The 25,974-nt window shown below is 70.0% G+C and carries 21 protein-coding genes; 7 read left to right on the top strand and 14 right to left on the bottom strand.

Annotation, left to right across the window (positions count from 1 at the left end; translation table 11 throughout):
- Positions 1-30: 30 nt before the first annotated feature.
- The 7 genes from OG386_RS28410 to OG386_RS28380 form a co-directional block, all read right to left on the bottom strand.
- Positions 31-1,647 carry a glycosyltransferase family 2 protein gene (locus tag OG386_RS28410; protein WP_328790463.1) on the bottom strand — a complete coding sequence of 539 codons (1,617 nt, stop codon included), beginning with the start codon at positions 1,645-1,647 and terminating at the stop codon, positions 31-33.
- Between the two features lie 70 nt (positions 1,648-1,717).
- Complete coding sequence (obgE, locus tag OG386_RS28405; protein WP_328790462.1) at positions 1,718-3,163, bottom strand: GTPase ObgE; 1,446 nt, start codon at positions 3,161-3,163, stop codon at positions 1,718-1,720.
- 180 nt (positions 3,164-3,343) lie between these two features.
- Positions 3,344-3,598 (bottom strand): 50S ribosomal protein L27, encoded by a 255-nt coding sequence (rpmA, locus tag OG386_RS28400; protein WP_030840805.1) that lies wholly within the window; start codon positions 3,596-3,598, stop codon positions 3,344-3,346.
- Positions 3,599-3,611: 13 nt separating this feature from the next.
- Positions 3,612-3,932 (bottom strand): 50S ribosomal protein L21, encoded by a 321-nt coding sequence (rplU, locus tag OG386_RS28395; RefSeq protein WP_030013082.1) that lies wholly within the window; start codon positions 3,930-3,932, stop codon positions 3,612-3,614.
- Between the two features lie 283 nt (positions 3,933-4,215).
- A complete protein-coding gene (locus OG386_RS28390) occupies positions 4,216-8,259 on the bottom strand; it encodes an Rne/Rng family ribonuclease (RefSeq protein ID WP_328790461.1) in 4,044 nt (1,347 codons plus the stop codon).
- A 235-nt stretch (positions 8,260-8,494) separates the two neighbouring features.
- Complete coding sequence (locus OG386_RS28385; protein ID WP_327388620.1) at positions 8,495-9,274, bottom strand: TIGR03936 family radical SAM-associated protein; 780 nt, start codon at positions 9,272-9,274, stop codon at positions 8,495-8,497.
- A 110-nt stretch (positions 9,275-9,384) separates the two neighbouring features.
- Positions 9,385-10,470, bottom strand: a complete 1,086-nt coding sequence (locus OG386_RS28380; protein WP_328790460.1) for a hypothetical protein — start codon at positions 10,468-10,470, stop codon at positions 9,385-9,387.
- A 188-nt stretch (positions 10,471-10,658) separates the two neighbouring features.
- On the opposite strand from OG386_RS28380, the gene OG386_RS28375 reads away from it, so the two are divergent.
- The 5 genes from OG386_RS28375 (at position 10,659) to OG386_RS28355 (ending at position 16,636) form a co-directional block, all read left to right on the top strand.
- A complete protein-coding gene (locus tag OG386_RS28375) occupies positions 10,659-12,260 on the top strand; it encodes a recombinase family protein (protein ID WP_443053214.1) in 1,602 nt (533 codons plus the stop codon).
- A gap of 160 nt (positions 12,261-12,420) precedes the next feature.
- On the top strand, positions 12,421-13,995 hold the full coding sequence (locus OG386_RS28370; RefSeq protein ID WP_328790458.1) for a recombinase family protein: 1,575 nt from the start codon (positions 12,421-12,423) through the stop codon (positions 13,993-13,995).
- Between the two features lie 406 nt (positions 13,996-14,401).
- Positions 14,402-14,761, top strand: a complete 360-nt coding sequence (locus OG386_RS28365) for a hypothetical protein (RefSeq protein ID WP_328790457.1) — start codon at positions 14,402-14,404, stop codon at positions 14,759-14,761.
- A gap of 626 nt (positions 14,762-15,387) precedes the next feature.
- The gene (locus OG386_RS28360) at positions 15,388-15,669 is read left to right on the top strand and encodes a hypothetical protein (protein ID WP_328790456.1); all 282 of its coding nucleotides are present in this window, start codon (positions 15,388-15,390) and stop codon (positions 15,667-15,669) included.
- A gap of 133 nt (positions 15,670-15,802) precedes the next feature.
- The gene (locus OG386_RS28355) at positions 15,803-16,636 is read left to right on the top strand and encodes a recombinase family protein (RefSeq protein ID WP_328790455.1); all 834 of its coding nucleotides are present in this window, start codon (positions 15,803-15,805) and stop codon (positions 16,634-16,636) included.
- A 68-nt stretch (positions 16,637-16,704) separates the two neighbouring features.
- On the opposite strand, the gene OG386_RS28350 is transcribed toward OG386_RS28355, so the two are convergent.
- From OG386_RS28350 to OG386_RS28330, 5 genes are all read right to left on the bottom strand, one after another.
- Positions 16,705-17,559: a hypothetical protein gene (locus tag OG386_RS28350; protein ID WP_328790454.1), complete on the bottom strand. Its 855-nt coding sequence runs from the start codon at positions 17,557-17,559 to the stop codon at positions 16,705-16,707.
- Entirely contained in the window at positions 17,540-18,412 is an 873-nt protein-coding gene (locus OG386_RS28345; RefSeq protein WP_328790453.1) for an aldo/keto reductase, read from the bottom strand. Before OG386_RS28345 ends, OG386_RS28350 begins: the two co-directional genes overlap by 20 nt.
- 29 nt (positions 18,413-18,441) lie before the next feature.
- Entirely contained in the window at positions 18,442-19,629 is a 1,188-nt protein-coding gene (locus OG386_RS28340; RefSeq protein ID WP_328790452.1) for a JmjC domain-containing protein, read from the bottom strand.
- 14 nt (positions 19,630-19,643) lie between these two features.
- Complete coding sequence (locus OG386_RS28335; protein ID WP_165289379.1) at positions 19,644-19,781, bottom strand: hypothetical protein; 138 nt, start codon at positions 19,779-19,781, stop codon at positions 19,644-19,646.
- Positions 19,782-19,858: 77 nt separating this feature from the next.
- The gene (locus tag OG386_RS28330; protein ID WP_328790451.1) at positions 19,859-19,981 is read right to left on the bottom strand and encodes a hypothetical protein; all 123 of its coding nucleotides are present in this window, start codon (positions 19,979-19,981) and stop codon (positions 19,859-19,861) included.
- A gap of 423 nt (positions 19,982-20,404) precedes the next feature.
- Between OG386_RS28330 and OG386_RS28325 the strand changes: the two genes are divergently transcribed.
- Both OG386_RS28325 and OG386_RS28320 read left to right on the top strand, forming a co-directional pair.
- Positions 20,405-21,661, top strand: a complete 1,257-nt coding sequence (locus OG386_RS28325) for a helix-turn-helix domain-containing protein (protein WP_328790450.1) — start codon at positions 20,405-20,407, stop codon at positions 21,659-21,661.
- A 14-nt stretch (positions 21,662-21,675) separates the two neighbouring features.
- On the top strand, positions 21,676-22,041 hold the full coding sequence (locus tag OG386_RS28320) for a hypothetical protein (RefSeq protein WP_328790449.1): 366 nt from the start codon (positions 21,676-21,678) through the stop codon (positions 22,039-22,041).
- 414 nt (positions 22,042-22,455) lie between these two features.
- On the opposite strand, the gene OG386_RS28315 is transcribed toward OG386_RS28320, so the two are convergent.
- Positions 22,456-24,381, bottom strand: coding sequence for a TIGR03960 family B12-binding radical SAM protein (locus OG386_RS28315; protein ID WP_328790448.1), 1,926 nt, complete (start codon positions 24,379-24,381; stop codon positions 22,456-22,458).
- A 72-nt stretch (positions 24,382-24,453) separates the two neighbouring features.
- On the bottom strand, positions 24,454-25,974 hold the full coding sequence (locus OG386_RS28310; RefSeq protein WP_328790447.1) for a CYTH and CHAD domain-containing protein: 1,521 nt from the start codon (positions 25,972-25,974) through the stop codon (positions 24,454-24,456).

The raw sequence follows: 25,974 nt of genomic DNA, 5'->3' as shown, positions 1-25,974 counted from the left end.
AGGTCTGCGGCCGGGACCGCCTACGGGGCCTCAGCCCGCCCCACGGCCCGCCCGGGCCCGGTGGAGGCGGTTGCGCACGAGGTACAGCGCGCCCTCGGCGCCGGGCGCGAGGCGCAGCGCGAGGGCGCCGGCCCCCGTCCGGTAGGGCTGCGCCAGCAGCACACCGTACCGGCTGCTGGGCAGCGCCCGACGGCGAAGCAGTCGGCCCCGGGGGCGCAAGGAGGTGAACACCGAGCTCCCGTCGGCACACTGCACGCCCACCCCGACGTTCCACGCCTGCATCCTGCGCAGCCCCTGGCGGCGGCCCGTGACGGCCAGGTCGGCGAGGCGGAACGGCAGCACGGCGACCCAGCCGCCGCTGCGGTCGGGGGACAGCTCGACCGGCTGCGCGAGGACCGCCTCGCCGCCCGCACGGGGCATGAAGCTCAGCTGCGCGGTGACGGGCCCGGCCTCGGCCAGGCGCCCGTACAGGTCGTGCACGTGGATCCGGACGGCGGCGCGGCCGGCCGGTTCGGCGTCGACGGTGACGGGCAGCTCGCCGACCGGCAGCACGGGCAGACCCACCAGCTCGACCGGGAGGTCCTCGCTCCACACCGGAACCCCGGTGGGACCGGTCGCGTACGGGGGCAGCAGCCGCGGCGGTTCGGCGGCCAGCCGGGTGAGCCGCTCGACATCGGCGGGCGGGGTCGCGGTGGCGCGCAGCACGGAAACGATCCAGCGGGCGTGGGCCGCAGCGGACTCGATGTCGGCCTCGGGGAAGGTGTCGACGTAACTGCGGGTCAGGGTCCACCAGGCGGCCTGGTACTCGGGGTCCCGGCCGAGCTCGCGCAGGTACATGCGCAGGTCGTACTCGAGGAACTTCACCCGGCAGGCGCTGCCCAGCACCGGGGAGGCCTCGGTGAGGATCCGGGCGGCCGTGCGGTGGGCCTCGATGCGGGAACGCCAGTTCCCGACGTCCTTGCGGTCCAGGGAGATCGACACCTGGGCGGAGCTGCGGCGCACGTGCCAGACGTAGACGAGGTCGCCGGTGACGGCGATGCGGGGGGCCGCCGCGAGCACGCGGGCGGTGAAGACGAAGTCCTCGTAGATGAACCGGCCGTCGGGGAAGCGCAGGCCGTGTTCCTGGAGGAAGGCGCGCTCGTACAGCTTGTTGACGCAGAGCGTGTCGCGGACGAGCTCGGGCCGGTCCACCGGCCGCTCGATCACCTCGCCCGGTACGTGCAGTCCGGGCATCCACGGGACGTCGTGGTGCTGGGGCAGCTCGCGCCGTACCGCCGCGCCGACGGTGACCGGGGCGCGGTGCTCCTCGGCGGTGCGCACGAGGGCGTCGGCGGCTCCCGGCGGCAGCACGTCGTCGCTGTCGAGGAAGAGCACGTACCGGCCGGAAGCAGCCGCGATCCCGTCGTTGCGCGGGGTGCCGCACCCCCCGCTGTTCTCCGTCCGGTGCACGACCTTGAGGCGGGGGTGGACCGCGGCCAGTTCGTCCAGCACCCGCGCGGTGCCGTCGGACGAGGCGTCGTTGACCGCGATGACCTCGGCGACCACCGGGCCCTGGGCGAGGGCCGAGGAAACGGCCTCGCCCACGAGCCCGGCGTCGTTGTACGCGATGACCACGACGGACACGGTGGGTAGGTTGCTGCTGTTCACCCGGAAGATCCTAGGCGACCCATGTAAAGGGGCCTTCAAACCTTCCGGGCGCAAGTCCCTCGGGAGGGGCTCAGAACGGCCGGAATTCGTCGTACTCCTGCTGGGCCGAGTCGCCGCGCTTGGCCTCTTTCTCCTTGCGGCGCGTGGTGGCCGGACGCGGCGCGTCCATGCGGTGGTCCTCGCCGCGGCGGCCCAGCATCTCGGCACCGGCCATCATGGTCGGCTCCCAGTCGAAGACGACCGCGTTCTCGTCGGAGCCGATGGCCACGCCGTCACCGGCGCGGGCGCCGGCCTTCTTGAGCGCGTCCTCGACGCCGAGGCGGTTGAGGCGGTCGGCCAGGTAGCCGACGGCCTCGTCGTTGTTGAAGTCGGTCTGGCGGACCCAACGCTCGGGCTTCTCGCCGCGCACGTTGTAGACGTCCTCGACCTCGTCGTAGGTGACGGTGAAGCCGCTGTCGTCCACGGCCTTCGGGCGGATGACGATACGGGTCGCCTCCTCCTTCGGCTTGCGGGCGCGGGCCTTGGCGATGACCTCGGCGAGGAAGTAGGAGAGCTCCTTCAGACCCGTACGGGCGACCGCGGAGACCTCGAAGACCTTGTAGCCGCGGGCCTCCAGGTCCGGGCGGACCATGTCGGCGAGCTCCTGGCCGTCCGGGATGTCGACCTTGTTGAGGACGACGAGGCGCGGACGCTTCTCCAGGCCGCCGCCGTAGAGCTTGAGCTCCTCCTCGATGACGTCGAGGTCGGCGATCGGGTCGCGGTCGGACTCCAGCGTGGCGGTGTCCAGGACGTGCACCAGCACCGAGCAGCGCTCGACGTGACGCAGGAACTCCAGGCCCAGGCCACGGCCCTGGCTGGCGCCGGGGATCAGACCCGGGACGTCGGCGATCGTGTAGACCGTGGACCCGGCCGTGACGACGCCCAGGTTCGGGACGAGGGTGGTGAAGGGATAGTCCGCGATCTTCGGCTTGGCGGAGGAGAGCACCGAGATCAGCGAGGACTTGCCGGCGCTCGGGAAGCCGACCAGCGCCACGTCGGCGACGGTCTTGAGCTCCAGGACGATGTCGCCGGTGGTGCCGGGGACGCCGAGGAGCGCGAAGCCGGGGGCCTTGCGGCGGGCGGAGGAGAGCGCGGCGTTGCCGAGACCGCCGCGGCCGCCCTCGGCAGCCACGTAGGTGGTGCCCTGACCGACCAGGTCGGCGAGGACGTTGCCCTCCTTGTCGAGGACGACGGTGCCGTCCGGCACGGGCAGGATCAGGTCCTGGCCGTCCTTGCCGGAGCGGTTGCCGCCCTCGCCGGGCTTGCCGTTCGTGGCCTTGCGGTGCGGGCTGTGGTGGTAGTCCAGCAGGGTGGTGATCGCCTGCTCCACCACCAGGATGACGTCGCCGCCACGGCCGCCGTTGCCGCCGTCGGGGCCGCCGAGCGGCTTGAACTTCTCCCGGTGAACGGAGGCGCAGCCGTGGCCCCCGTTACCCGCGGCGACGTGCAGCTCGACGCGGTCCACGAAGGTGGTCATGGGTGTTCCTCCAGATACATACGGGAATGTCCCGGGCAGGTCGTATGACTACCACTGCCCATTAAAACGTGGTCTGTATGACAACGCGCCGAGGGCGGACCTCTCTTCCCGGCTTGCGCCGGGAAGAGCTGAGATCCGCCCTCGGGAGGTTACGAACGCGCTAGATCAGCAGGAGCTGGATCAGGCGGCCGGAACGATGTTGACGACCTTGCGGCCACGGTGCGTGCCGAACTGGACCGAACCGGCCTGCAGCGCGAACAGCGTGTCGTCGCCACCACGACCGACACCCGAACCCGGGTGGAAGTGGGTGCCGCGCTGGCGGACGAGGATCTCACCAGCGGAAACGACCTGACCGCCGAAGCGCTTCACGCCGAGCCGCTGGGCATTGGAGTCGCGCCCGTTCCGGGTGGACGATGCGCCCTTCTTGTGTGCCATGTCTCAGTCCCTCTTACTTCGCAGCCGCGGGGATACCGGTGACCTTGATCGCCGTGTACTGCTGGCGGTGACCCTGGCGACGGCGGTAGCCGGTCTTGTTCTTGTAGCGCAGGATGTCGATCTTGGCGCCCTTGTGGTGGTCCACAACCTCGGCCGTGACCTTGATGCCGGCCAGGACCCACGGGTCGCTGGTCACGGCTTCGCCGTCGACAACGAGCAGGGTCGAGAGCTCGACCGTGTCGCCAACCTTGGCAGTGGAAATCTTGTCAACCTCAACGATGTCGCCGACAGCAACCTTGTGCTGGCGACCACCGCTGCGCACGATGGCGTACACGCGGATCTCTCTCTCACTCGGGACGGATGCTCCTGAAGCCAGCCGCTCAGGCAAGCTCCGCCGAGAAGACGGAACCGCACCGATCCGGATTGGACGAGCGGCCTCTCGCGCCCGACGCTTGCGCGTACGGAACGTGAGGAAGGTGCTCAGGAGCGCGGCGCTCTCTAAGACACGCCGACGGTCTAGGTTACGGGGCCGGTTCCAGAGGGTCAAACCGGGCCCGTACGGCCGTGGGCCCCGCCACTCGGCGGGGCCCACGAACGCTGTGTCACTCAGCGGTGGATCAGGCTTCGGTCGGAGCCGAGACGGACGGAGGCGTCTGCTGCTCCGCCGCCGCGGTCTTCTTCGTCGCCCGCTTCACCGCGGTCTTCTTGGTCGTGGCCGCCTTCTTGGCCACGGTCTTCTTGGCGGCCGCCGCCTTCTTGGCCGGGGCCTTCTTCGCCGCGGTCGCCTTCTTGGCCGGGGCCTTCTTGGCGGCCTTCTTGGCCGGTGCGGCCTCCTCGACCACCGGTGCGGCTTCCTCGGCCGGAGCCGCGGGAGCTTCCTCGGCGGGCGACGGGGCCTCGACGACCACCACTGCGGCCTCTGCAGCACCGGCCGGGGAACCGGCGGGTGCGGTGGCCTTGCGGGTGGCACGGCGACGCGGACGGGCCGGAGCGGCCTCCACGACGGGGGCCTCCTCGACGGGGGCCTCCTCGACCTCGGCGACGACCTCGGGCTCGGGCAGGGCGACGGGCTCCGGCTCCGGCACGACGACCGGCTCCGGCTCCGGGGCCACCTCGACCGCGGGGGCCGGGGCGCCCGCCGGGGCGGTGGCCTTACGGGTCGCACGGCGACGCGTACGGCCCTTCGGCGCGGCCTCCTCGACCGCCTCCACGACCTCCGCGGTCTCGACGACCGGGGCGGTCTCGGCGACGAACTCGGGAGCGGGCTCCAGCACCGTCTCGGCCGGCTCGGTCACCGGCTCGTCCACGACCACGGGGGCCGGGGCCTGGGCCGGAGCGACCGCACCGCGCGGGGCGCCCGCCGGAGCGGTGGCCTTGCGGGTGGCGCGGCGCCGGTTGCGGCGACCGCTGATGCCCGCGGCGGCCTCGGCCTCGGCCGGGCTGCTGTAGAGCTCCTCGTCCGCGACGAACTCCGGCTCGGGCAGGGCGCGCGGCGCGGCCGCCTCGGCAGCCACCTCCGCCTCGGACTCGAAGGCCTCGGGCTCGACCGTCTCGACCGTCTCGACCTCGTGGTCGTGCTGGTCGAACTCGGCGCGACCACCGCGGCGCTTGGAGCGCTTGCCGTTGCCACCGCCGCCGATCGCGGTCGGCTGCTCCATGTGCACGATGACACCGCGGCCGTTGCAGTGGACGCAGGTCTCGGAGAAGGACTCCAGCAGACCCTGGCCGACCCGCTTGCGGGTCATCTGGACCAGGCCCAGCGAGGTGACCTCGGCCACCTGGTGCTTCGTACGGTCGCGACCCAGGCACTCCAGCATGCGCCGCAGGACCAGGTCGCGGTTGGACTCCAGGACCATGTCGATGAAGTCGATGACGACGATGCCGCCCAGGTCGCGCAGCCGCAGCTGGCGCACGATCTCCTCGGCCGCCTCCAGGTTGTTCCTGGTGACGGTCTCTTCGAGGTTGCCGCCCTGACCGGTGAACTTGCCGGTGTTGACGTCGATGACGATCATCGCCTCGGTCTTGTCGATCACAAGCGAGCCGCCCGAGGGCAGCCACACCTTGCGGTCGAGCGCCTTGGCGAGCTGCTCGTCGATCCGGTACGTGGCGAAGACGTCGACCTCGGAGGTCCAGCGGGACAGCCGGTCGGCCAGGTCCGGGGCCACGTGGTTCACGTAGCCGTGGATGGTCTCCCAGGCGCCGTCGCCGCTGACGATGACCTTCGAGAAGTCCTCGTTGAAGATGTCGCGCACGACGCGGACGGTCATGTCCGGCTCGCCGTACAGCAGGCTCGGCGAAGAGGTCGAGATCTGCTTCGACTTCTTCTGGATGTCCTCCCACTGGGCCTGCAGACGCTCGACGTCGCGGCGCAGCTCGTCCTCGCTCGCACCCTCGGCGGCGGTGCGCACGATGACGCCCGCGTCCTCGGGGACGATCTTCTTGAGGATGGTCTTCAGACGCGCGCGCTCGGTGTCGGGCAGCTTGCGGCTGATGCCGGTCATCGAGCCCTCGGGCACGTAGACCAGGTAGCGGCCGGGCAGCGAGACCTGGCTGGTCAGGCGGGCACCCTTGTGGCCGATCGGGTCCTTGGTGACCTGCACCAGGACCGACTGGCCGGACTTGAGGGCGGACTCGATGCGGCGCGGCCCGTTGGCCATGCCGAGCGCCTCGAAGTTGACCTCACCGGCGTACAGGACGGCGTTGCGGCCCTTGCCGATGTCGATGAAGGCGGCCTCCATCGACGGCAGCACGTTCTGGACCTTGCCCAGGTAGACGTTGCCGACGTACGAGGTGGCTTCTTCCTTGTTGACGTAGTGCTCGACGAGCACGTTGTCCTCGAGGACGCCGATCTGGGTGCGCTCGCCGGCCTGGCGGACGACCATGACGCGCTCGACGGCCTCGCGGCGGGCCAGGAACTCGGCCTCGGTGATGATCGGGACGCGGCGGCGGCCCTGCTCGCGGCCCTCGCGGCGGCGCTGCTTCTTCGCCTCCAGGCGGGTCGAGCCCTTGATGGACTGGACCTCGTCGGAGGACTCGGCCTTCTCCCGCGCGGGGCGCGGCTCGCGGACCTTGACGACGGTGCGCACGCCGTCCTCGTCGCCCGCTTCGGCGGTCTCGGCCGGGCCCTCGCCACTACGGCGACGGCGACGGCGACGACGACGGCTGGAGCTGGAGCCGAGGGCCTCGTCGGCCTCCTCGTCCTCTTCCTCCTCGGCGTCCCGCTCGGCGGTCTCCTGCTCGGCGCCCTCGGCCTCGTCCTCGGCGGACTCGTCGAGGTCGGCGGCCTCACCACGGCGGCGGCGACGACCACCGCGACGGCGGCGGCGCGACGGGCGCTCGCCCGACTCGTCGCCCTCTTCGAACTCGGCGGACTCCTCGTCCAGCTCGGCGGCCTCGGCCTCCGGCTCCTCCGCGAGCACCTCGGGAAGGGAGACCGGGGCGGGCTCGGCGACCGGAGCGGCCTCGGCGGCGCCGCGACCGCGGCGACGACGGCGACCGGCGGGCTGCGCGGCGGGGGCCGCGGTGACCTCGGCCTCGAACTCGGTCTCCTCTTCCTCCTCGACCTCTTCGGCCGGGGCGGCGGCGCGAGCGGCCGCGGCGGCCATGGCAGCGGTCTCGGGGGTCTGGAACATCGGCTCGGCGAAGACCGGGGCCTGGAAGACGGCCACGGCGGGGCGCGCAGCGCGGCGGGCGCGGGCCGGGGCGGCCGGCTCGGCGCTCTCGGCGACGGGCTGCGGGGCGGCGGCCGGAGCGGCGGAGCGGGTGGCGCGGCGGCGGCCGCCGCGCTTGGGCGAGTCCACGGCGTCGGCGACGGTCACGGCGCGGGCGGCCTTGGGGGCCTCCTCCACGACGGGCGCCGGCTCGGCGGCGGGAGCCTCGACCACGGCAGCGGCCTCGGCGGCCGGAGCCGCGACGGCGCGGGTGGCACGACGACGGGCACGCGGCGCCGGAGCGGCCGGAGCCTCCTCCTCGACCACGGGCGCGGCCTCGACCACGGCAGCCGGAGCCTCGACCACAGCGGCGGCCTCGGTGGCCGGGGCGGTCACGGCGCGGGTGGCACGACGACGGGCACGCGGCGCCGGAGCGGCCGGGACCTCCTCCTCGACCACGGGCGCCGGAGCCTCGGCAGCCGGAGCCTCAACCACGGCGGCGGCCTCGGCGGCCGGAGCCGCGACGGCACGGGTGGCACGACGACGGGCACGCGGCGCCGGAGCGGCCGGAGCCTCCTCCTCGACCACGGGCGCGGCCTCGACCACGGCAGCGGCCTCGGCGGCCGGAGCCTCCGGGGCGGCGACGGCGCGGGTCGCGCGGCGACGGGTCCGCGGAGCGGGAGCGGCGGGCTCCTCGGCGACGGGGGCGGCGGCCACGGGCTCGGCGGCCGGGGTCTCGACGACGACGGCCTCGGCGGCCGGGGTCGCCGGGGCGGCCACGGCGCGGGTCGCGCGGCGGCGGGGACGAGCGGGGGCGGCGGCCGGAGCGGCCTCTTCGGCGGGGGCGGCCGGGGCGACTTCGGTCACCGGGGCCGTCTCGGCGACGGCGCCACCGGGCGGGCCCGCAGGCCGGGAGGCGGCACGGCGGCGACGGCGCGGCGGCAGATTGTCGCTGGGGCTGCCGTTGTCGGCGCTACCAGCAGGAGTGATGTCGTTTTCGTTGTTGAGCATTGCGGGCGGTTCTCCCGTCACGCTCCCGGGCGCCGCGGCTGACTTCCGGTCCGGCACGGCTTCGCGTAATGAGCGCGGAACCGGCCTCCGGGGCGCGTTCGCCACACGGGAGCTGTAGTCCATGGCCGCCGGTTCCGTACGTCTTGTCCGTACGGCCTGGCGGAAGTCTTCAGGTCTGTGCGCGGCCCGACCCAGGTGGCTCCCGAGTACCAGGGCTGCGCGACGACGGCGTTCCTTACGCGGCGGGACCTTCCGGCGCCTTCGCGTCGGCTGCTACGGCGGCCGTGGGTGGAGCGGCCGTGTCAGCCTCGCGGTCGGGCGCGAGCGGGTCGGTCACCGTGCCGGACTCCTCGTCGAAGAGCCCCTGCGCCAGCCTGGTCACCGCTGAGGGGACCGGCGGCGCCAGGTCGGCCACAGCTCGGAGACCGGACAGGACGTCGTCGGGTCGCACGGCAGGTGTCAGATGCCGAACAACCAGCCGCAGTATCGCACAGGCATTGTCCAGCGGCCTATCAGCCGGGGCGGGAAGCGCTTCGAGACTGACGACCGCGCCACGCGTGTCGAAGGTCCGCATTCCGTTCTTGGTCCGGCGCTGCACCTCCACGTTCTCGGCGGCGAGGAAGGCCGACACGGCCCGCTCGGCCTCGGCGAGCTCCACTCCGTCCAGGCGCAGCTCCCACACGGAGGCGGTCAGCCGGTCCGCGAGGCCCGAGGTGCGGGCCTCGACGGCGTCGATGATGTCGAGTCCGGTGGGCATCGACTCGTCGAGCAGCTCGCGGAGCTTCTGCGGGTCGCGGGGCGCCGCGAGGGCGATCTCCAGGTACTCGGCCTCGCTGCCGGTGCCGGTCGGGGCGGCGTTCGCGTACGAGACGCGCGGGTGCGGGGTGAACCCGGCCGAGTACGCCATCGGCACTTCGGCGCGGCGCAGGGCCCGCTCGAAGGCGCGCTGGAAGTCACGGTGGCTGGTGAACCGGAGGCGGCCGCGCTTGGTGTAGCGCAGTCGGATGCGCTGCACCACCGGTGCGGGAGGCGGGCCTTCGGGCTGTCGCTTGCCCAGTGGTTCTTCTCCTTGTGCGGGGCTCCGCGGCTCGCGCGTCGCCCTGAGGTCTGTCGACCCGCTCCGGCTCACCCCTGCCGTCGGGGCAGGGAGATCTCGTCAGCGGGTGCCGCGTCGGCGGCTGTCGTACTACCCAGAGTACGCGCCCGTGACCTCGACGGTTCCACGGGAGGAGCACCGAACAGCGCACGGCGTACGGTGGCGCGCGCCTCGCGGACCGCGGCGCGGCCGGTCCGCCAGACTTCGCGCACGGCGTGCCCGACGGGGGTGAGCACGTGCCGGTACACCCGGGAGGCGGGCCATCCGACCAGCACCCAGCCGACCCGCTTGAGCCCCCGCCACAGGGCGCCGACGATCCGCCCGGCCACGTGCCAGGCCCATACGAGGACCTGCCCGACCGGCGCGAGCACGTACCGGTACAGGGCGCCGGCCAGCCACGCGAGGCCCAGCCCGAGGGGCCGCAGCAGGTACCGGTACACGGCGACCACCAGCCACACGAAGCCCAGCCCGACCGGCCGCAGCACGTACCGGTACACGGCGACCACCAGCCACACGAAGCCCAGCCCGACCGGCCGCAGCACGTACCGGTGGACCACCGCGGCCAGCCACGCGATCCCGCGGCCGACGGGCGCGAGCACGTAGCGCCACAGCCCGATCCACGGCCACACGAACAGCGTCATGCCGAGGGCCCATCCGATCCAGCCGATGCCCTTGGCGAGGGGCGCGAGCAGGTAGCGCATGCCGCCCCGGCCGATCCAGGCCAGTGCTTCCCCGAGCGGACGCAGCACGTAGGCGGTCAGGAACCGCCCGGCCGGCGCCAGCACCTGGTCGTACAGACCCCGCCACGCCCATGCCAGCCCCTGCCCGACCGGAACGACCACGTACCGCCACAGCCCGACCCACGGCCACACGAAGACCAGCTTGAGCAGGGTGGTCAGCAGCCAGCCCAGCGCCCGGAGCAGCGGCTCGAGGACATGGACGTACAGCGGCCGCAGGACGTGCCGGTGCACCGCCCGGCCCGCGGCGACCAGCAGTTCCCAAACCACTCGTACGGGCAGTACGACGAGTACGGCGACGATCTTCACGGGGATCCTGATGACGCCCACCAGACACCCGTCGCCACCGCCGGCCGGAGGCCGCTTGTCCGTTTCCATGCAGGTGAGGACACGAAAGAGGCCCCCACCCGTTGCGGGCGGGGGCCTCTCGTGACCCAAGGGTTACTTCACGACGGACAGCGGCAGCAGCTTCTTGCCGGTGGGGCCGATCTGGATCTCGGTCTGCATCTGAGGACACACGCCCACACGCCCACATCCAGCGACGCGACCATGTCGTTGGGCAGGCCATGAAGAAGGCCTCGGGAAACCGGCAGAGACCCCACACGACAGACTCCCATTGGCGCGAGACCGATCTGACCCTGCTGGAGGAGCTCATATCGGCGGGGGCATGCCTGCCTTCCGACGCACCACGGGCACTTCTCTCCGTGAGGCTCTCGACACTCACCACTGAGACCACGTCCCCCGTCCGGCAAGAACTCGACCTGCGCCGTCTTGCCCAGGAGCGGGGGTACCGGGTCGTCGGTGTCGCAAGCGATCTGAACGTCTCCGCAACCCGCGTTCCGCCCTGGCGACGCAGAGAGCTGGGGCACTGGTTGAACGACCGGGTACCGGAATTCGACGTGCTGCTCTTCTGGAAGCTGGACCGCCTCGTCCGCCGGCTCACAGATCTCAGCACCATGATCGAGTGGTGTCTCCGGCACGGAAAGAACCTTGTTTCCAAACACGACGCCATCGACCTGTCCAGTCCTGCCGGAAAGGTGATGACAGAGATCATCGGTGGCATTGCCGAAATCGAGGCAACGGCCATCAGCACTCGTGTGACAAGCCTCTGGGACTACGCGAGGACGCAGTCAGACTGGCTCGTCGGCAAACCGCCCTACGGCTACACGATTGACGATCGCGGCAGGCTGGTCATCGATCCGCAGGAGCAGCGCGTGCTGCGCTGGTGTCTGGGCGCCGCATTGCGCGGGGTCTCGGCTCGGCGGATGACCACCGTCCTCATCCGGGCACGGGTCCCGACCGGTGGAGGCGGGCAGTGGAGCGTCAGCACCCTGCTGCGAAGACTGCGAAATCCGTCACTCATGGGCCTTCGAGTCAGCGAATACAAGAACGGTGGCGCGAGGCGCTCGGAGACCGTCCTGGGCCTGGACGGCAATCCGATCAGGGTGGCCGATCCCATCGTCACGGAAGCAGAGTGGCTATCCCTCCAAGCCGCGTTGGACGAACGGGCGAAAGCGCAGCCGACCAGACGCAAGGGCGGCGCAACCGAGTTCCTGGGTGTTCTGGTGTGCTCGGATTGCGGCACGCACATGACGGCGCACAGGAGCAAGGGGAAGGTCCGCACGTACGAGTACCTGCGGTGCCGTAGGTGTCCCAGCGGTGGTTTGGGGGCTCCAGATCCGGAATCCGTCTACAGCCGACTGACCGATGAAGTCATGAGCGCGTTGGGCTCGGAGCCGGTCAGAGTCAGGGAGTACGCACCGGGCACGGACAGCCGCGATCGGCGGAGGACAGTCGAGAACAGCATCGCCCACTACATGACCGGTCTGGAGCCCGGCGGGCGATACTCCCGGGCCCCCTTCACGCGCCAGCAGGCGGAGCAATCGCTGGAAGGGCTGATCACCGAGCTGGAGGGGCTGGCCGCGCAGACTGCGCAGGACCGCTGGCTGCAGACGTCCAGCGGCGGCACCTTCCGCGAGCGCTGGGAACAGGAAGACAGAGAAACCATGGCCAGCGACTTGCGGCGAGCGGGGGTCACCTGCTCGGTCAGCAGGCACAAGGTCCCCGGTGTCCGGGCGCCGGAGGTAGGCCTGAAGCTGATCATTCCCGCGGATGCGAGGGAACGCCTGGTCATCAAGAGGGACGCCTTCACCAGCGGATCCTCATGAGACGCTGTCGGCCCTGTCGAGGACAGGGCCGACAGCCGCATGCCTACTTGTTGACGACCGACAGCGGCAGCAGCTTCTTGCCGGTGGGGCCGATCTGGATGTGCGTGTCGAGCTGAGGGCAGATGGACACAGGGCTACATCCATACATACGCTCCGGCCCATGAAGACGTATGCCGTCGAGACCGAGTGGACTGCCTCAGACCTGGCCCTCTTGGAGGACCTGAAGAAGGCGGAGGCTCTACTCCCTGCGGACGCTCCGCGCGCCCTGCTGTCCATCCGCCTGTCCGTTCTTACAGAGGACACGACGTCGCCGGTACGGCAGGAGCTGGACCTCCGCCTCCTGGCCAGAGAGAAGGGGTGCCGCGTCGTCGGCATCGCCTCTGATCTCAACGTGTCGGCAACGAAGGTTCCGCCGTGGAAGCGGAAGGAGCTGGGCGAGTGGCTCAACAACCGGGCCCCGGAGTTCGATGTCCTGCTCTTCTGGAAGCTCGACAGGTTCATCCGCCGCATGTCGGATCTCTCGACCATGATCGAGTGGTGCGAGCGGTACGGGAAGAACCTTGTGTCGAAGAACGACAGCATCGATCTCGAATCGACTGTCGGCCGGATGATGGTCACGCTCATCGGTGGTATCGCCGAGATCGAGGCGGCGAACACGTCGACACGGGTCGCGTCGCTGTGGGACTACACGCGGACTCAGGACGCGTGGTTCGTCGGCAAGCCTGCGTACGGTTTCGTCACCACGAAGGCGAACGGAAAGCCCTCCCTTGCCATCGAGCCGAACGCACACAAGGCACTGCACTGGGCTCGCCGCATGGCACTTCGGGGAGTGTCTGCCCGGCGCATGGCTCTGTGCCTCGTCCGCTCCGGGCTCATGTCCCCAGGGCTCACTACCTCGACTCTCCTCCGGCGCCTCCGTAATCCGGCGCTCATGGGCTACCGGGTGGAGGAGAACAAGAACGGCGGCGTGCGCCGCTCGAAGCTGATACTCGGACACGATGGCAAGCCGATCAGGGTGGCCGATCCCATCTTCACCAAGGAGGAGTACGACGAACTCCAGGAGGCCATCGACCGGCGCGGCAAGAACCAACCCCAGCGCCAGACGCACGGCGCGACGCAGTTCCTGGGAGTCCTCACCTGTGTCGACTGCACGTCGAACATGACCGTGCATGTCACGACCAACAAGTTCGGCCAGTACCAGTACCTCCGGTGCCAGAAGTGCAAGAGCGGGGGACTCGGCGCACCCGATCCACAGGGTGTGTACGACGTGCTCGTGAACGACGTACTGAGAGTCCTCGGCGACTTCCCCGTACAGGTTCGGGAGTACGCGCAGGGGGCAGAGGCTCGGGCCGAGGTGAAGCGACTCGAAGAGGCCATCGCCTACTACATGACGGGCCTTGAGCCGGGAGGCCGCTACACGAAGACGCGGTTCACTCAGGAGCAGGCGGAGAAGACGCTCGACAAGCTGACCGACGAGCTGAGCGCGATCGACCCCGAGACCACGCAGGACCGCTGGACGCTCGTCCACAACGGGAAGACGTTCCGCGAAGTGTGGGAGTCGGGAGGCATGGAAGCCATGGCCGAGGATCTGCGCCGCGTCGGCGTCACGTGCGAGGTGACTCGAACCAAGGTCAAGGGCGTGCGCGCTCCCTCCGTGCACCTGCGGCTGAAGATCCCTCGCGATGTGAGCGAGCGTCTCGTCATCAAGAGCGACGAGTTCGCCGCCAAGCTCTGACGGACCCATGCCCCTGCCCTGTCTCGCCCGCCGCGCGAAGGGCGGGGGCTCCTCCGATCAGGTTGACGACCGAACAACCTGCCGTGTAAGAAGATCCTCCCGCTCCTTCGAGGAGCGGACACCGTAGCTCCCGCCGTGTGACGGCGGTAGAGCTGGCCACTCCGCGAAGGGGCCGCCATCCCAAGGGGCTGGCAGGGGAAGCCAAGGGCACCCCGAAGCGCAGGACGGTACTGCGCGACTTCCACTCACCCGCCGAGGTACAGCTACGCGCTGCCTTGGCCGCCGCCAGGAGGTCGCCGCCCTTGAACATCACCATCGAGATCGTCTGGACCTGTGAGGTCTGCGCATCACCGCTCGTGGACGGAGAGGCCCACGACGACTGCGCCGGCATCGAAGCGACCGGCCGATGACTTCGAGCAGCATCGACTTCGGACAGGGCCGCACGTGGGGCGGTGTCTCCCAGCAGGAGTACCAGCGAATGGCCCGAGACGCCCGACACCCGCTTGCCTACCGCATCCACTTCGCGGCCCTCGGGTGGGCCGACCGCCACGGGCACGCCAGCTTCGGTCCCGGCAAGCTCGCCGCACTGTTGGGCAAGGAGGGCAAGCCCCTGTCCGATCAGAGCACGAACAACGCTCTGGCCCGCGCCAAGCAACTCGATCTCGTCTCTCCCCGGTCAGGGGCTGCTTGTCTGCTCCTCCCCTACTACTTGTTCCAGAAGAGGAAGGGCGCACCCGTACCGTGCCGCCTTCACCTTGACCGGTGACAGCTACATCGCTCACGTGTAGCCAGCACACGCCTCGCATGTACCGAGTCGGCATCTCACCTGCGGAAACGTTCGCACCCTCTCTTTTCTTTTTGGCCTCACAGTGCCGAAGGAAGGAAGGCACGTACGTACTTACATGTCAGCAGCGAAGGGAAGCGGGCGCGCAGCGCCCCAACCGCAAGCGCATCGGCGAAGAGGAAGGGCAGACGCGGCCTCCGGCCGCACAGGCGGAAGCAGGCTTTACGTAAGCGGCCCCGAAGGGGCCGACATCAGGAAGACCAGAGAGCTGGCCAAGTGGGGGCGCTACCGCGCCCCACTACCCCAAGGCTTCAAGGCAAGGCGCTCGGGCAAGGGGCCGCTACGCGGCCACAACGGGAAGCAACAGACGACAAGCCTCGATGAGGCTCACTCTTGTGCAGTCTCTGAGCGCCGGCCACGCCCGGCACAGCTCTCCTACCTGCATCTTTTCCGCCGTTGCCTCACCCCGCCGCCGCCCTGACGGGGTCTGAAACCGTGGCAGGATTTGAGCCGCCAAGACATGGCGGTCGGGCAAGGCCCCCTTCGGGGGTCATACCCCCACCCCTTGGGCCTTCGCATCCCACCGCCGTCGCCCTACGATGCCCGGCATGATCAAGATGTCTTGGGCGCTGATGGGTGAGCACGCAGACGAGTGGACCGGGGCCGACACGCAAGAGGGCGCGGCTGTACTGGAAGCCAGGCTTACGACCGTGGTCGAGGACAGCGGCATGACAGCCGAGACGGTGCAGCACTGGCGGTCCACGTTCCTCGCCCCCGTGGTCGAGGCTGTACGCACCGAGGGACAGGCAGCCATGTCGCGAGGCGCAGCATGGAGCAAGGCGGCCGGTCCGGTGCTCGTGTCTGTCTCGCCCGCAGAGGCCGTCTCGTAAACCTTCGTTTTCGGGACGGACGGGCCAGGCTCGGGGCGTGTCCGTTTCACCCACGCTCAGATGTCTCGTAACCCGTCCCGAAACATCACCCTCACCACTGGCTTTCGGGACACGTTTGTGAGACGGTCTCGTCATGACCACGAACACCCCGGCCGCACAGGTCGAACGCCACGCCTGCCCGAAGTGCGAAGCCTCCGCCGGTAGCCCCTGCCGCACGACCACGGGCAAGGTGGCAGCGAACTACCACACGGGCCGCTTCGCCCTGGTGCCCGCGCTCAAGGCGGAGCTGACCGTGAAGACTCCGACCGACCGCAACCCCGGTAAGGCGTGGACACAGGGCGCTCCTGTCACACAGGTGTCCGACGCGATACTGGGCGCAGCGATCCGACTGGGCTACGCCCGATGCTCAACCGTTGGACAGGAACTTCAGTCCCAGTTGGACATGCTTGCCCGTGCCGACTGCACCCGCGTCTTCTCGGAGAAGATCAGCACCCGCGTGAAGGAGCGGCCGGAACTGGAGAAGGCACTCACCCTGGCACGGGAGATCAAGGCAGCCGCACCGAATCAGCCGGTCATCCTGACCGTGGTCGAGATGAAGCGGCTTGCCCGCAGTGCGGCAGAGCTGATGACGCTGTCTTCCACCCTTCAGGCGGACGGCATCCAACTGGAACTCCTGTCCGGTCCGCTTCAGGGTGTGTACGACCCGAACGGGGCAGGTGCCATCGTGTTCGCCGTCCTCGCCGTCAGTGCAGAGGTGGAGCGGGAAGGCATCCGGGAGAAGACGTTGGAAGGGTTGGAGGCTGCGGCCCGTAAGGGCAACGTCGGGGGGCGTCCGTCCGTCGTGGACGATGACACCTTGGCCGTAGCCCGTGCCCGACACGCCAAGGGAGACAGCGTCACAGCCATCGCCAAGGCCCTGGGAATCGGCCGTGCCACGTTGTACCGCCACCTCGGAGAGAGCGCCTGAGACAGGCGCACACGGACACAGGCAGGCCCCCGGCATCACGTGGGGGGCCGCCGTCATGCACGGGCCTGTCAGCCGCTGACCTCTGAGTGAAGGGGGACCGGTGGCCGAACGCCCGTGAGTGACTCCGCCCGAGCGAGTAGGCGCAGGGCCAGGTCCGGGTACCAGCCACGGGCTACCGCTTGCAGCATCTCCGCCAGTGCGGCGAGCTCGCCGACTCGGCCGGCTGGGGTGTCCAGGACCGAAGCGAACTCCTGCCGGATGCAGTCCGCCACGTCGGGAACGAGCAGGCTGTTGGCATGGAGAAGACCCACGTCGTAGCCGTAGGGGACCAGGCCCCACCGCTCCCAGTCCAGGAGGGTCAAGGGCGTGGTCGTGAGGTTGCCCCAGTGCAGGTCACCGTGACCGGTCACCCGCTCCACCTTGGCAGGGGCCGGGATGCCGAGGAACTGGGGGAAGGCGCGTTCGATCCACCCGTCACGCACAGTGACCTTCACTCCCTCCACCCCAGCGAGCAGGGCCAGGGCTTGGCGCAGGTCGGCCCACCACCCGGCAGGCAAGCCGGGGTCGTGGTCCAGGTCGGCCCGCTCTGGCGACACGACTGGGTGCGTCACGTAGTCGAGGACTTCGGCCTCGAAGGCCCACTCGCCGTCAGTCCAGTCGTGCACCTCGTACAAGCGGGGGCGCGGGACCGCGTCAGGCACCAGCAGGGAAGCCCCCACGATGCCCTCCCCCTGCTTCCTGCCCGCGTTCCTCCTGGCCGTCCGGCCTACCCGTAGCCACCGCTCCCCCGCCTGCCGACCGAGGGTCACGCCTTGGAACCCCCAGGCCAGCGGACCCGTACACGTGAGACCCAGAGCCTTCGCCGCCCTGTCGTGGGCGGCCTCCATCAGGGTCTGTACGTCCTCACTCGGCGGCGAGTTCATCGGTCAGTCTCCTCAGTTCCTCGGCCGTCAGGGGCGCAGCCAGAGCCTTCGCCGCATCGTCCCAGTGTTCGCGCGTGCTCGCGGAAGTCAGGACGACATCGAGGCCGGGGCACGATCCAGCAGCCAGCATGGCAGCGGCTGCGGCCGACAGGCCGGGACGGATGAAGTTCACCAGTTCGGGTGTCATGGCCTCCAGCAGTTCGCCACCGTGCAGAGGGGCGGAGCCGAACGTGATCAGCCCCGCGTCCTTCGCCTGCACCAGCGGTCCACCGCCGTTGAGTGCCTGCCTGATCAGGTCATCCATGATCAGACTGACGGGCATCTGCAACCCCGTGAGGTGGTGCTCGGTGGAACCCGCCGCCTGTCGGGCGAGCCCAAGCAACTCGGGAACCGTGAACGCTTCGGAGGTCAGGCCCGTCCAGGTGGCGACGCCGTACCCGTCGATCCTGCCCGCATGAGCGAACTCTTCCAGCGCAGTAAAGGCTTCCCGCACACGCCAGTGCAGAGCGGCACGGTCGAGGCCGTGCCCGTGGTGCTCGGGGTTGTGCACGAACACCAAGTCCACGCGGCCGAGTGTGGCCAACGACCGCTCCGTCTGCCAGCGAACGAAGCCCGGTTCAAGGCTGTGCCGACTGTCCGTCTCTTCCCGGGTGAGCACGCCTTCAACCAGGGCGGTGCGGCCTTGCTCCTCCGTGAAGAACCCGGTCTTCGTGGCCACCCGAGCGGTGGGGTACTCCGCGAGAACCGGGCGCAGCTCCTCGTGTGCTCCACCGTGGGCGTAGTTGGGTGCCGTATCCAGCCAGGGGCTACCGGCAGCCAGGGCGGTGCGTGCTGCCTGACTGACGGCACGCACGCGGTATGTCCCCAGGGAGAGAGCGGCAGTCACAGCGCGGTCCCCACGACCGCAACGGCGTGGCCCTCGATGAGGGCGGAGACCAGCTCGGCCACGTCCTTGATCTCCAATCCGGCGGAGTCGGCCATCTCCCCGAGCGTGGTCGGCTGACCGGTCAGCAGCGTGCCCAGGACGGGAAGGGCCGACTCGGCGAAGTCCCAGGCGGTACCGGCCGCCGAGAACGTGACCGTGCTGTGGGCGGGGTTCGCCGTCAGACGGCCCCGAGGGGCGGTCAGCTTGACCGTGATCTCAGGGCGTGCGGGCAGCCCGTCCACGTAGGGCAGTGAGGGGATGGCGTGCCCCAGGTCGGTCGTGTCGATGGACTCCGCCCACCGCTCCACCAACCGGGGATCGGCCAGTTCGTCCAGCACCTCACCCCGTAGCGCGGCGATGAAGTCGGAGTGCTCACTCAGTGAGGCAAACCGCGGGATGTCCCTGCGCAGAGCGAGGGACGACCGAAGCTGATCCACGACCCAGAGCATGAGGTCCGCACCCGTGTGCGGGACCATGCCGAACGTCAGGTGAAGCGACTCCGTCCCCTGGTCAGCCGTGACCGCGTGCCACCAGCCGCGCGGCAGGTAGAGCACATCACCGGGGGCGAGAACGATGTCCGCCACCGGGTCGCCCTGGGGCCTCTCTGGCGACTCCACGTCCCGGAAGGTCGGAGCCTCACGTGTGGAGCCGTACAAGCGCCACCGCTTCGAGCCGTGGACCTGCACCACCACGACATCGTGGTCGTCCCAGTGAAGGCCGAAGCCCTCCCGGTCCGTCCAGGACGCGTACGCGTTGGCTTGCACGGACGTGCCGAGGAACCGTTCAAGACCTTCGGCAGCCGCACCCACTACCGGGTGGATCTTCTCGACCGCATCGAGGACCAGCGACGCCCCGTCCTTGAGCTGGGCGTGGAAGTCGGCCGGCTGGATGCGCGACCAGGTGACCGCGCGGCGGTTCGTGGTCGGGATCGCGTAGCGGTGAAGGGGGACCATCTCGCCATCCACCGACAGGCGCAGCCGAGGCGGCTCCAGTCGTTGCGTGGCGATGATCCGATTCAGGTCGTCCCAGGAGAACAGGCCCGCCGTGTCGGCGGTGCCGGGGAAGTGCGCGTAGGAGCGGTGGTACGTCTGGGCGAGGAACGTGTCCCCGCCCAGACGCCCCGCCCACGAGGCGGCATCAAGCATCGTGGGCAGCCCCGTCAGTCGTTGCCGTCAGAACGCCCGCTACTGACGTCCGACTCCTGCTCGGCACGCGTCCGCGCGGCCACGATCTTGCGCTTCGCGACGAGCAGGCCACCCCCCTCGGGGGCCGCCGATCCGGTGTTCTCTTCCACCATCGGACTTACCTCTCTACTCGGAAATACCCGCCGGGAATCCGGCGGGGGGAACGGGAGGGCAGCAGCCTTCACGGCAGCTACCGCGTCGCAAGGGCTCCGGCCAGGAACATGGCCGAGCCGCCGAGGATCATGGCCAGGTAGAGCGGACCTGCGTACCGGCCGAAGCGGCGCAGCACCCAGTTCTGTAAGCCAGACCTCACGCCGTCCTCGGCTCGATGTCAGCCGGGCGCAGCGAAGTGGCGGACAGCGAGTCGTGCCCCGTGCAGCGGGCACACGCGCAGGGCGGGTATCGGCCCGGGTCGGACAGGATGACGAACGGATCACCCTCCCGGACCCTGGTGCTCTGCTCCCAGGTGCGACCCGAGTCGCGGGATACCCGAAGGCTCATGAGAACGCGGCGGTCAGTACCGAGGTCCACGGCCCGAGTGGAGCCGATGCCATCGTTCGCCATGCCGTTCTGCGTTGCCATGTCCGCGCCCTTCCGCAGGTTCTCGCCCGTGCCGTTTGCGACAACCCCAAGGAAACCGCCGGGAGTCCGGACTCTCTACGGCATCGATGCGGCAGTCTTGACGCAGATCCGTGCACGGCAGCGACGTAGGTTCAGGTCATGGGAGGGGGCCGTCATGGGACTGGCGGAACGGCGCAGGACCCTGGGCTACAGTCAGGAGAAATTGGCTCAGTTACTCGGGGTAGACCGGACAACGGTTGGACGCTGGGAGAGCGGCAGGATCGAACCCCAGCCACCCCAGCGACGGGGCTTGGCCAGTGCCCTCGAAGTCACTCTCATCGAGCTTGACGCCCTCCTGCCGCAGCCCCGAGCCGCCAGCCAGGAGGCCACAGGGCAGCAGTCCAGTGACCACCCAGGCGCGGGAGACCCCGACGAAATGATCCGCCGCGAATTCCTCCGCATCCTCACAGTCAGCGGAGCACTCACCGCCCTGCCTCTGGATGAGGCCGAAGCCCTCACGGACGGGGTGCGCAGGGGCGCACCATCCGACTTCGCGCGGATGAACAGCCACCTGTGGCAGGTCTACCAACTGGCCCGCTCCAAGGGCTCTGTCTACCCCATCGTCCGAGACCAGCTCGCCACGCTGAACGAAGCCCTGGCAACGGACACCCGAGGCAACTCCCGGCCGCTCCTGAACGCGGCAGCCGACCTCTTCCAACTCGCCGGAGAAGTCGCCTTCGATGCCAACCGATACACCGACGCGGCGGCGTCTTACGCCCTGGCAGCTTCCGTCAGCAAGGACGCCGGAGCCTTCGACCTGTGGGCCTGCGCCCTGGTGCGGCACGCCTACGTGGACATGTCGGAGCAGCGATACCGCCAGGCTGCGCAGCTCCTGTCACTGGCCAAGAGGCTGGCAGGGAGAGGAGACAGCACCCTCGCCACGCGGCACTGGGTCGCCTCAGTCCAGGCCGAGGCGTACGCCGGCCTCGGAGACCTGGCCGGGTGTGAGCAGGCGCTCGACCAGGCCGAGCGGGTCAGGGACCTGACCCCGGACAGCACCAACGGTGGATGGCTGCGCTTCGATGGCACCCGGTTGGCGGAGGAGAGGGGCGCGCGCTACGTGCAGCTCGGTCGCCTTGACCTGGCGGAGGAGACCTTGACCGAAGCGCTGCAACAGACCGTGCTTGCGTCTGGGCAGTCCTACCGGCGCAGGGGTGCCGTGCTGGCTGATCTCGCCGCCATCGGTGCCAAGCGACGTGACCCCGAGCAAGTCGTCCTGTACGGGCGGGAAGCCATCCAGTTGGCGCAAGCCTCAGCCTCGGGCTACGTCGCCCGTAGACTCCAAGCCCTGTGCAGCGAGTTCGGCCCCCTGGCCGGGGACCACCGCGTAGCGGAGTTGGGGGCAGAGATCGCCATGCTGAGCACGCAGTGACGAGAGGGGATGGCATGTCGCAGATCGAAGGTGCACGACTGTTCCGGGAAGCGTGGATCACGGGCGTCCACCAGCACTTCCCAGGCGAGCCGAAGCCCGGCTACGTGACCCCGTGGGACGACACTCCCCAGTGGGAGCGCGAGGCCGCAGGCTCCGTCTACGAGCAGGTCCGCCAGTTCATCGAGATCAGCAGTGGCCACGCTTCCCGGTTGTCCCGGGAGCAGAAGGGCCGGTTCGTCGCGACCTGCTGGACCGCTCAGATGTTCAAGCACTTCGAGGACCCGAAGCCCGGCTACGTCGCCGACTGGCCGGACCTCCCGAAGTGGCAGCAGGAGACTGACGCCGACATCTTCGAGGCCATCGAGAAGGCTGCCTCCTGATCCTGGCCGCTTGAGACAGCCCCCGGAGCGAGCGGTGCATACCCGCCGGGCCGGGGGCTGAGCCTGCCCAGGACCGCCACGCGGGCGCGTGCCGGGCGAACAGCCCCCGAGGGTGGCATCCGACCCAGTGGGGGCGTACAGCCCCTCTCGCAGCCGGTGAGCCCGCCTCACTCAGGACAGGCGAGAGGCGCCCGGCTGTGACTGCCCGGACGCCTCTCTTCAGCTACACCCACTCGACCGCCGAGACAATGCCCGGATCTTGCCGAGGAGCAGGGAGCGGCGTACGCCGCACAGAGCGGGCAGCCTGCTCGCGCTCCTTCGTCCCGAGCCCTCGAAGGATCTCGGTACGCTCCGCCTCGCTCATGCCAGCGAGCGTCTCAGCCATCCTCTGGACGGCGTCACCGCTGGTCACGGCTACTTCTTGACCTCAAGCGGGAGCAGCTTCTTACCCGTCGGTCCCACTTGTGGCCATGTGTCGAACTGAGGACACACCCCACAGTCGAAGCACGGGGTCCAGCGGCAGTCGTCGACCTCGGTCTCGTCGAGGGCGTCCTGCCAGTCCTCCCAGAGCCAGTCCTTGTCGAGACCGGAGTCCAGGTGGTCCCAGGGCAGGACCTCCTCGTAGGTGCGCTCGCGGGTCGTGTACCAGGCCACGTCCACGCCGTAGGCGGGCAGCGTCTTCTCGGCCGCCTCCATCCAGCGGTCGTAGCTGAAGTGCTCGCGCCAGCCGTCGAAGCGGCCGCCCGACTCGTACACGGCGCGGATGACGTCGCCGATGCGGCGGTCGCCGCGCGAGAGGAGGCCCTCGACGATGCCCGGCTTGCCGTCGTGGTAGCGGAAGCCGATGGAGCGGCCGTACTTCTTGTCGCCGCGGATCTTGTCGCGGAGCTTGCCCAGGCGGGCGTCCGTCTCCTCGGCCGACAGCTGCGGCGCCCACTGGAACGGGGTGTGCGGCTTGGGCACGAACCCGCCGATGGACACCGTGCAGCGGATGTCGTTCTGGCCGGAGACCTCGCGCCCCTTGGCGATGACGTTGACCGCCATGTCGCCGATCTGGAGCACGTCCTCGTCGGTCTCGGTGGGCAGGCCGCACATGAAGTACAGCTTCACCTGGCGCCAGCCGTTGCCGTACGCGGTGGCGACGGTCCGGATCAGGTCCTCTTCCGAGACCATCTTGTTGATGACCTTGCGCATGCGCTCGGAGCCGCCCTCGGGGGCGAAGGTCAGGCCGGAGCGGCGACCGTTGCGGGTCAGCTCGTTGGCCAGGTCCACGTTGAACGCGTCCACACGGGTCGACGGCAGGGACAGGCCCACCTTGTCGTCCGTGTAGCGGTCGGCGAGGCCCTTGGCGATGTCGGCGATCTCGGTGTGGTCCGCGGAGGACAGGGAGAGGAGGCCGACCTCCTCGAAGCCGGTGGCCTTCAGACCCTTCTCCACCATCTCGCCGATGCCGGTGATGCTTCGCTCCCGCACGGGGCGCGTGATCATGCCGGCCTGGCAGAAACGGCAGCCGCGGGTGCAGCCGCGGAAGATCTCCACGGACATGCGCTCGTGGACGGTCTCGGCGAGCGGGACCAGGGGCTGCTTGGGGTACGGCCACTCGTCGAGGTCCATGACCGTGTGCTTGGACACGCGCCACGGCACGCCGGAGCGGTTGGGCACGACACGGCCGATGCGGCCGTCCGGCAGGTACTCGACGTCGTAGAAGCCCGGCACGTAGACGTTGCCGGTCTTGGCGAGACGGAGGAGGACCTCTTCGCGCCCGCCCGGCCGCCCCTCGGCCTTCCAGGTGCGGATGATCTCGGTCATGTCGAGGACGGCCTGCTCGCCGTCGCCGATGACCGCGCAGTCGATGAACTCCGCGATCGGCTCGGGGTTGAAGGCCGCGTGGCCGCCCGCGAGGACGATCGGGTGGTCGACGGTACGGTTGCGGGCCTCCAGCGGGATGCCGGCGAGGTCCAGGGCCGTGAGCATGTTGGTGTAGCCCAGCTCCGTGGAGAAGGACAGGCCGAACACGTCGAAGGCGGAGACCGGGCGGTGGCTGTCCACGGTGAACTGCGGCACCTTGTGCTCGCGCATCAGTTCTTCGAGGTCGGGCCACACGCTGTAGGTGCGCTCGGCGAGGACGCCCTCGCGCTCGTTGAGCACCTCGTACAGGATCATGACGCCCTGGTTGGGCAGCCCGACTTCGTACGCGTCCGGGTACATGAGCGCCCAGCGGACGTCACAGCTCTCCCACTCCTTGACCGTGGAGTTGAGTTCACCGCCGACGTACTGGATGGGCTTCTGCACATGCGGAAGCAGGGCCTCAAGCTGAGGGAAGACCGACTCGGTCATCACGCGACTTTCGTGAAGCGGGCAGGGGGCAGCTCTCAAGCGTACCTCGATGCTCAGCCGCCCCCACCCACATGATCATCCCAGGCCGGCCCGCAGCGCCGGGTCGGAGAACTTCGCCCAGACCTCGGGAAGCTCCCTCTCGCGCCGCTCCGCCAGGGCCTCCTCGCGTGCGTAGAGCACGCCCCAGGTGAAGGCGGACTCCCCCGCGGCCGTCGCCTGGACGGCGAGGCCGCGCAGGGCGCCGCGGGCCACCACGCTGTCCTGGTGGTCGCCGAGCAGGTTCTGCACCGCTTTCCCCGCCTTGGCCAGGTTCTTCGCCGGTTCGCCGAGTACGGGCACGGCCGACTCGGCCGCGTACCGGACGCGCTTGGCCGCCTTGCGGGCGTCGTGCAGGGCCAGGTCGCGCTGCTCGCCCTCGGCGAGCGAGAGGGCGCTCTCGACGCGGACGGCGAGGCGCGCGTAGTCGCGGAGCACCGCCTTCGGCAGGACCGCCTCCGGGGGCTTGTCGGCGCCCTTCAGCAGGGACGGCGCGTCCAGCACGGCGTCGAGGGAGTCCAGCAGGTCCACGTAGCGCGCGCTGTCGAGCACGGCCAGGGCCCGGCGCCGCGAGCCGGAGCGGCGGGCGGTGTTCCACACGCGCAGCCTGCTGCGGACCGGCCCGATCATCAGGGTGCGGGGCAGCTCGCCGAGGTGGCTCTGGATCCGCTCCAGCAGGACCTCCTGGTCGCGGTCGACGCCGAGCTCGGCGGCGAGCCAGCGCAGCTCCTCGCCGATCGGGTCGGTGGCGGCCCGGTCGATCACCTTGCGGTACGTCTTGAAGGCGCTGCGGATCCGGCGGCTGGCGACCCGCATCTGGTGGACGGAGTCCGGCAGCCCGCGGCGCACGGCCGGGTCCTGGGCGACGAGCGCGTCGCGCTGTTCGCGCAGGTACGCGAGCACGTGCGCGCCCGTGGTGCCTTCGGGGCCGCCGCCCGCGGGCCGGGCCGGGGGCTCGCCCGCGGTTTCGGCGAGGGCCCGGGCGAGCTTCGAGGGGGCGTCGGAGACCCGGAGTCCCGCCTTGCGGAAGGTCTTCTCCACGGCGTCGAGCAGTTCGGGGTCGACGCCGTCGGCGAGTTCCACCTCGACCTCGGTCCAGGTGGCGGTGGTCTCGCCGCGCTCGGCGACGACGGCGTCGGTGCTCAGTTCCGCGAGCAGGGCGCCGCCCGCGTCGAGGAGGTGGCTGACCTTGCGCGAGGAGAGGAGCCTGACCTGTGGCTGGAGTCCGGCGCCTCGGACGCGGGAGCGGACGAGGGCGGCGAGGGAGGGCGGGACCGTGTCGCTGAGCGCGGCCCCGATCTCGTCGCGCACTCCCGGGGAGACGGGCAGTTTGAGGTGCCAGCCCTCGTCCGCGCCGCCGGTTCTGCGCCTCAGGGTGAGGCCGTCGGCGGCGAGCCGCTGGTCGGGGGTGTCGTAGTAGACGGCGTCGAGGTCGATGGTGCCCTGGTCGGAGACGGCCGCGATGGCGGCCGTGCCCGTCAGGTCCGGCACCCCGCGCCGGGCAGATTTGGCCTTGGAGAACTCGAATTTCCGCTCGATTTCGCGCTTGGTGTCCGCCAT

It is taken from the genome of Streptomyces sp. NBC_00273 (assembly GCF_036178145.1).
Classification (GTDB): domain Bacteria; phylum Actinomycetota; class Actinomycetes; order Streptomycetales; family Streptomycetaceae; genus Streptomyces.
The sequence above is the reverse complement of the archived record's forward strand: the minus strand, read 5'-3'. Positions and strand labels throughout refer to the sequence as shown.

Excerpts from the sequence above, each read along its gene's own strand:
- OG386_RS28340 (WP_328790452.1), bottom strand. The coding sequence starts at position 19,629 with ATGCTTGATGCCGCCTCGTGGGCGGGGCGTCTGGGCGGGGACACGTTC.
- OG386_RS28360 (WP_328790456.1), top strand. The coding sequence starts at position 15,388 with ATGATCAAGATGTCTTGGGCGCTGATGGGTGAGCACGCAGACGAGTGG.
- OG386_RS28325 (WP_328790450.1), top strand. The coding sequence starts at position 20,405 with ATGGGACTGGCGGAACGGCGCAGGACCCTGGGCTACAGTCAGGAGAAA.
- OG386_RS28350 (WP_328790454.1), bottom strand. The coding sequence starts at position 17,559 with ATGAACTCGCCGCCGAGTGAGGACGTACAGACCCTGATGGAGGCCGCC.
- obgE (WP_328790462.1), bottom strand. The coding sequence starts at position 3,163 with ATGACCACCTTCGTGGACCGCGTCGAGCTGCACGTCGCCGCGGGTAAC.
- OG386_RS28310 (WP_328790447.1), bottom strand. The coding sequence starts at position 25,974 with ATGGCGGACACCAAGCGCGAAATCGAGCGGAAATTCGAGTTCTCCAAG.
- OG386_RS28370 (WP_328790458.1), top strand. The coding sequence starts at position 12,421 with ATGAAGACGTATGCCGTCGAGACCGAGTGGACTGCCTCAGACCTGGCC.
- OG386_RS28365 (WP_328790457.1), top strand. The coding sequence starts at position 14,402 with ATGACTTCGAGCAGCATCGACTTCGGACAGGGCCGCACGTGGGGCGGT.
- OG386_RS28355 (WP_328790455.1), top strand. The coding sequence starts at position 15,803 with ATGACCACGAACACCCCGGCCGCACAGGTCGAACGCCACGCCTGCCCG.
- OG386_RS28380 (WP_328790460.1), bottom strand. The coding sequence starts at position 10,470 with ATGGAAACGGACAAGCGGCCTCCGGCCGGCGGTGGCGACGGGTGTCTG.
- OG386_RS28390 (WP_328790461.1), bottom strand. The coding sequence starts at position 8,259 with ATGCTCAACAACGAAAACGACATCACTCCTGCTGGTAGCGCCGACAAC.
- OG386_RS28320 (WP_328790449.1), top strand. The coding sequence starts at position 21,676 with ATGTCGCAGATCGAAGGTGCACGACTGTTCCGGGAAGCGTGGATCACG.
- OG386_RS28375 (WP_443053214.1), top strand. The coding sequence starts at position 10,659 with ATGAAGAAGGCCTCGGGAAACCGGCAGAGACCCCACACGACAGACTCC.
- rpmA (WP_030840805.1), bottom strand. The coding sequence starts at position 3,598 with ATGGCACACAAGAAGGGCGCATCGTCCACCCGGAACGGGCGCGACTCC.
- OG386_RS28335 (WP_165289379.1), bottom strand. The coding sequence starts at position 19,781 with ATGGTGGAAGAGAACACCGGATCGGCGGCCCCCGAGGGGGGTGGCCTG.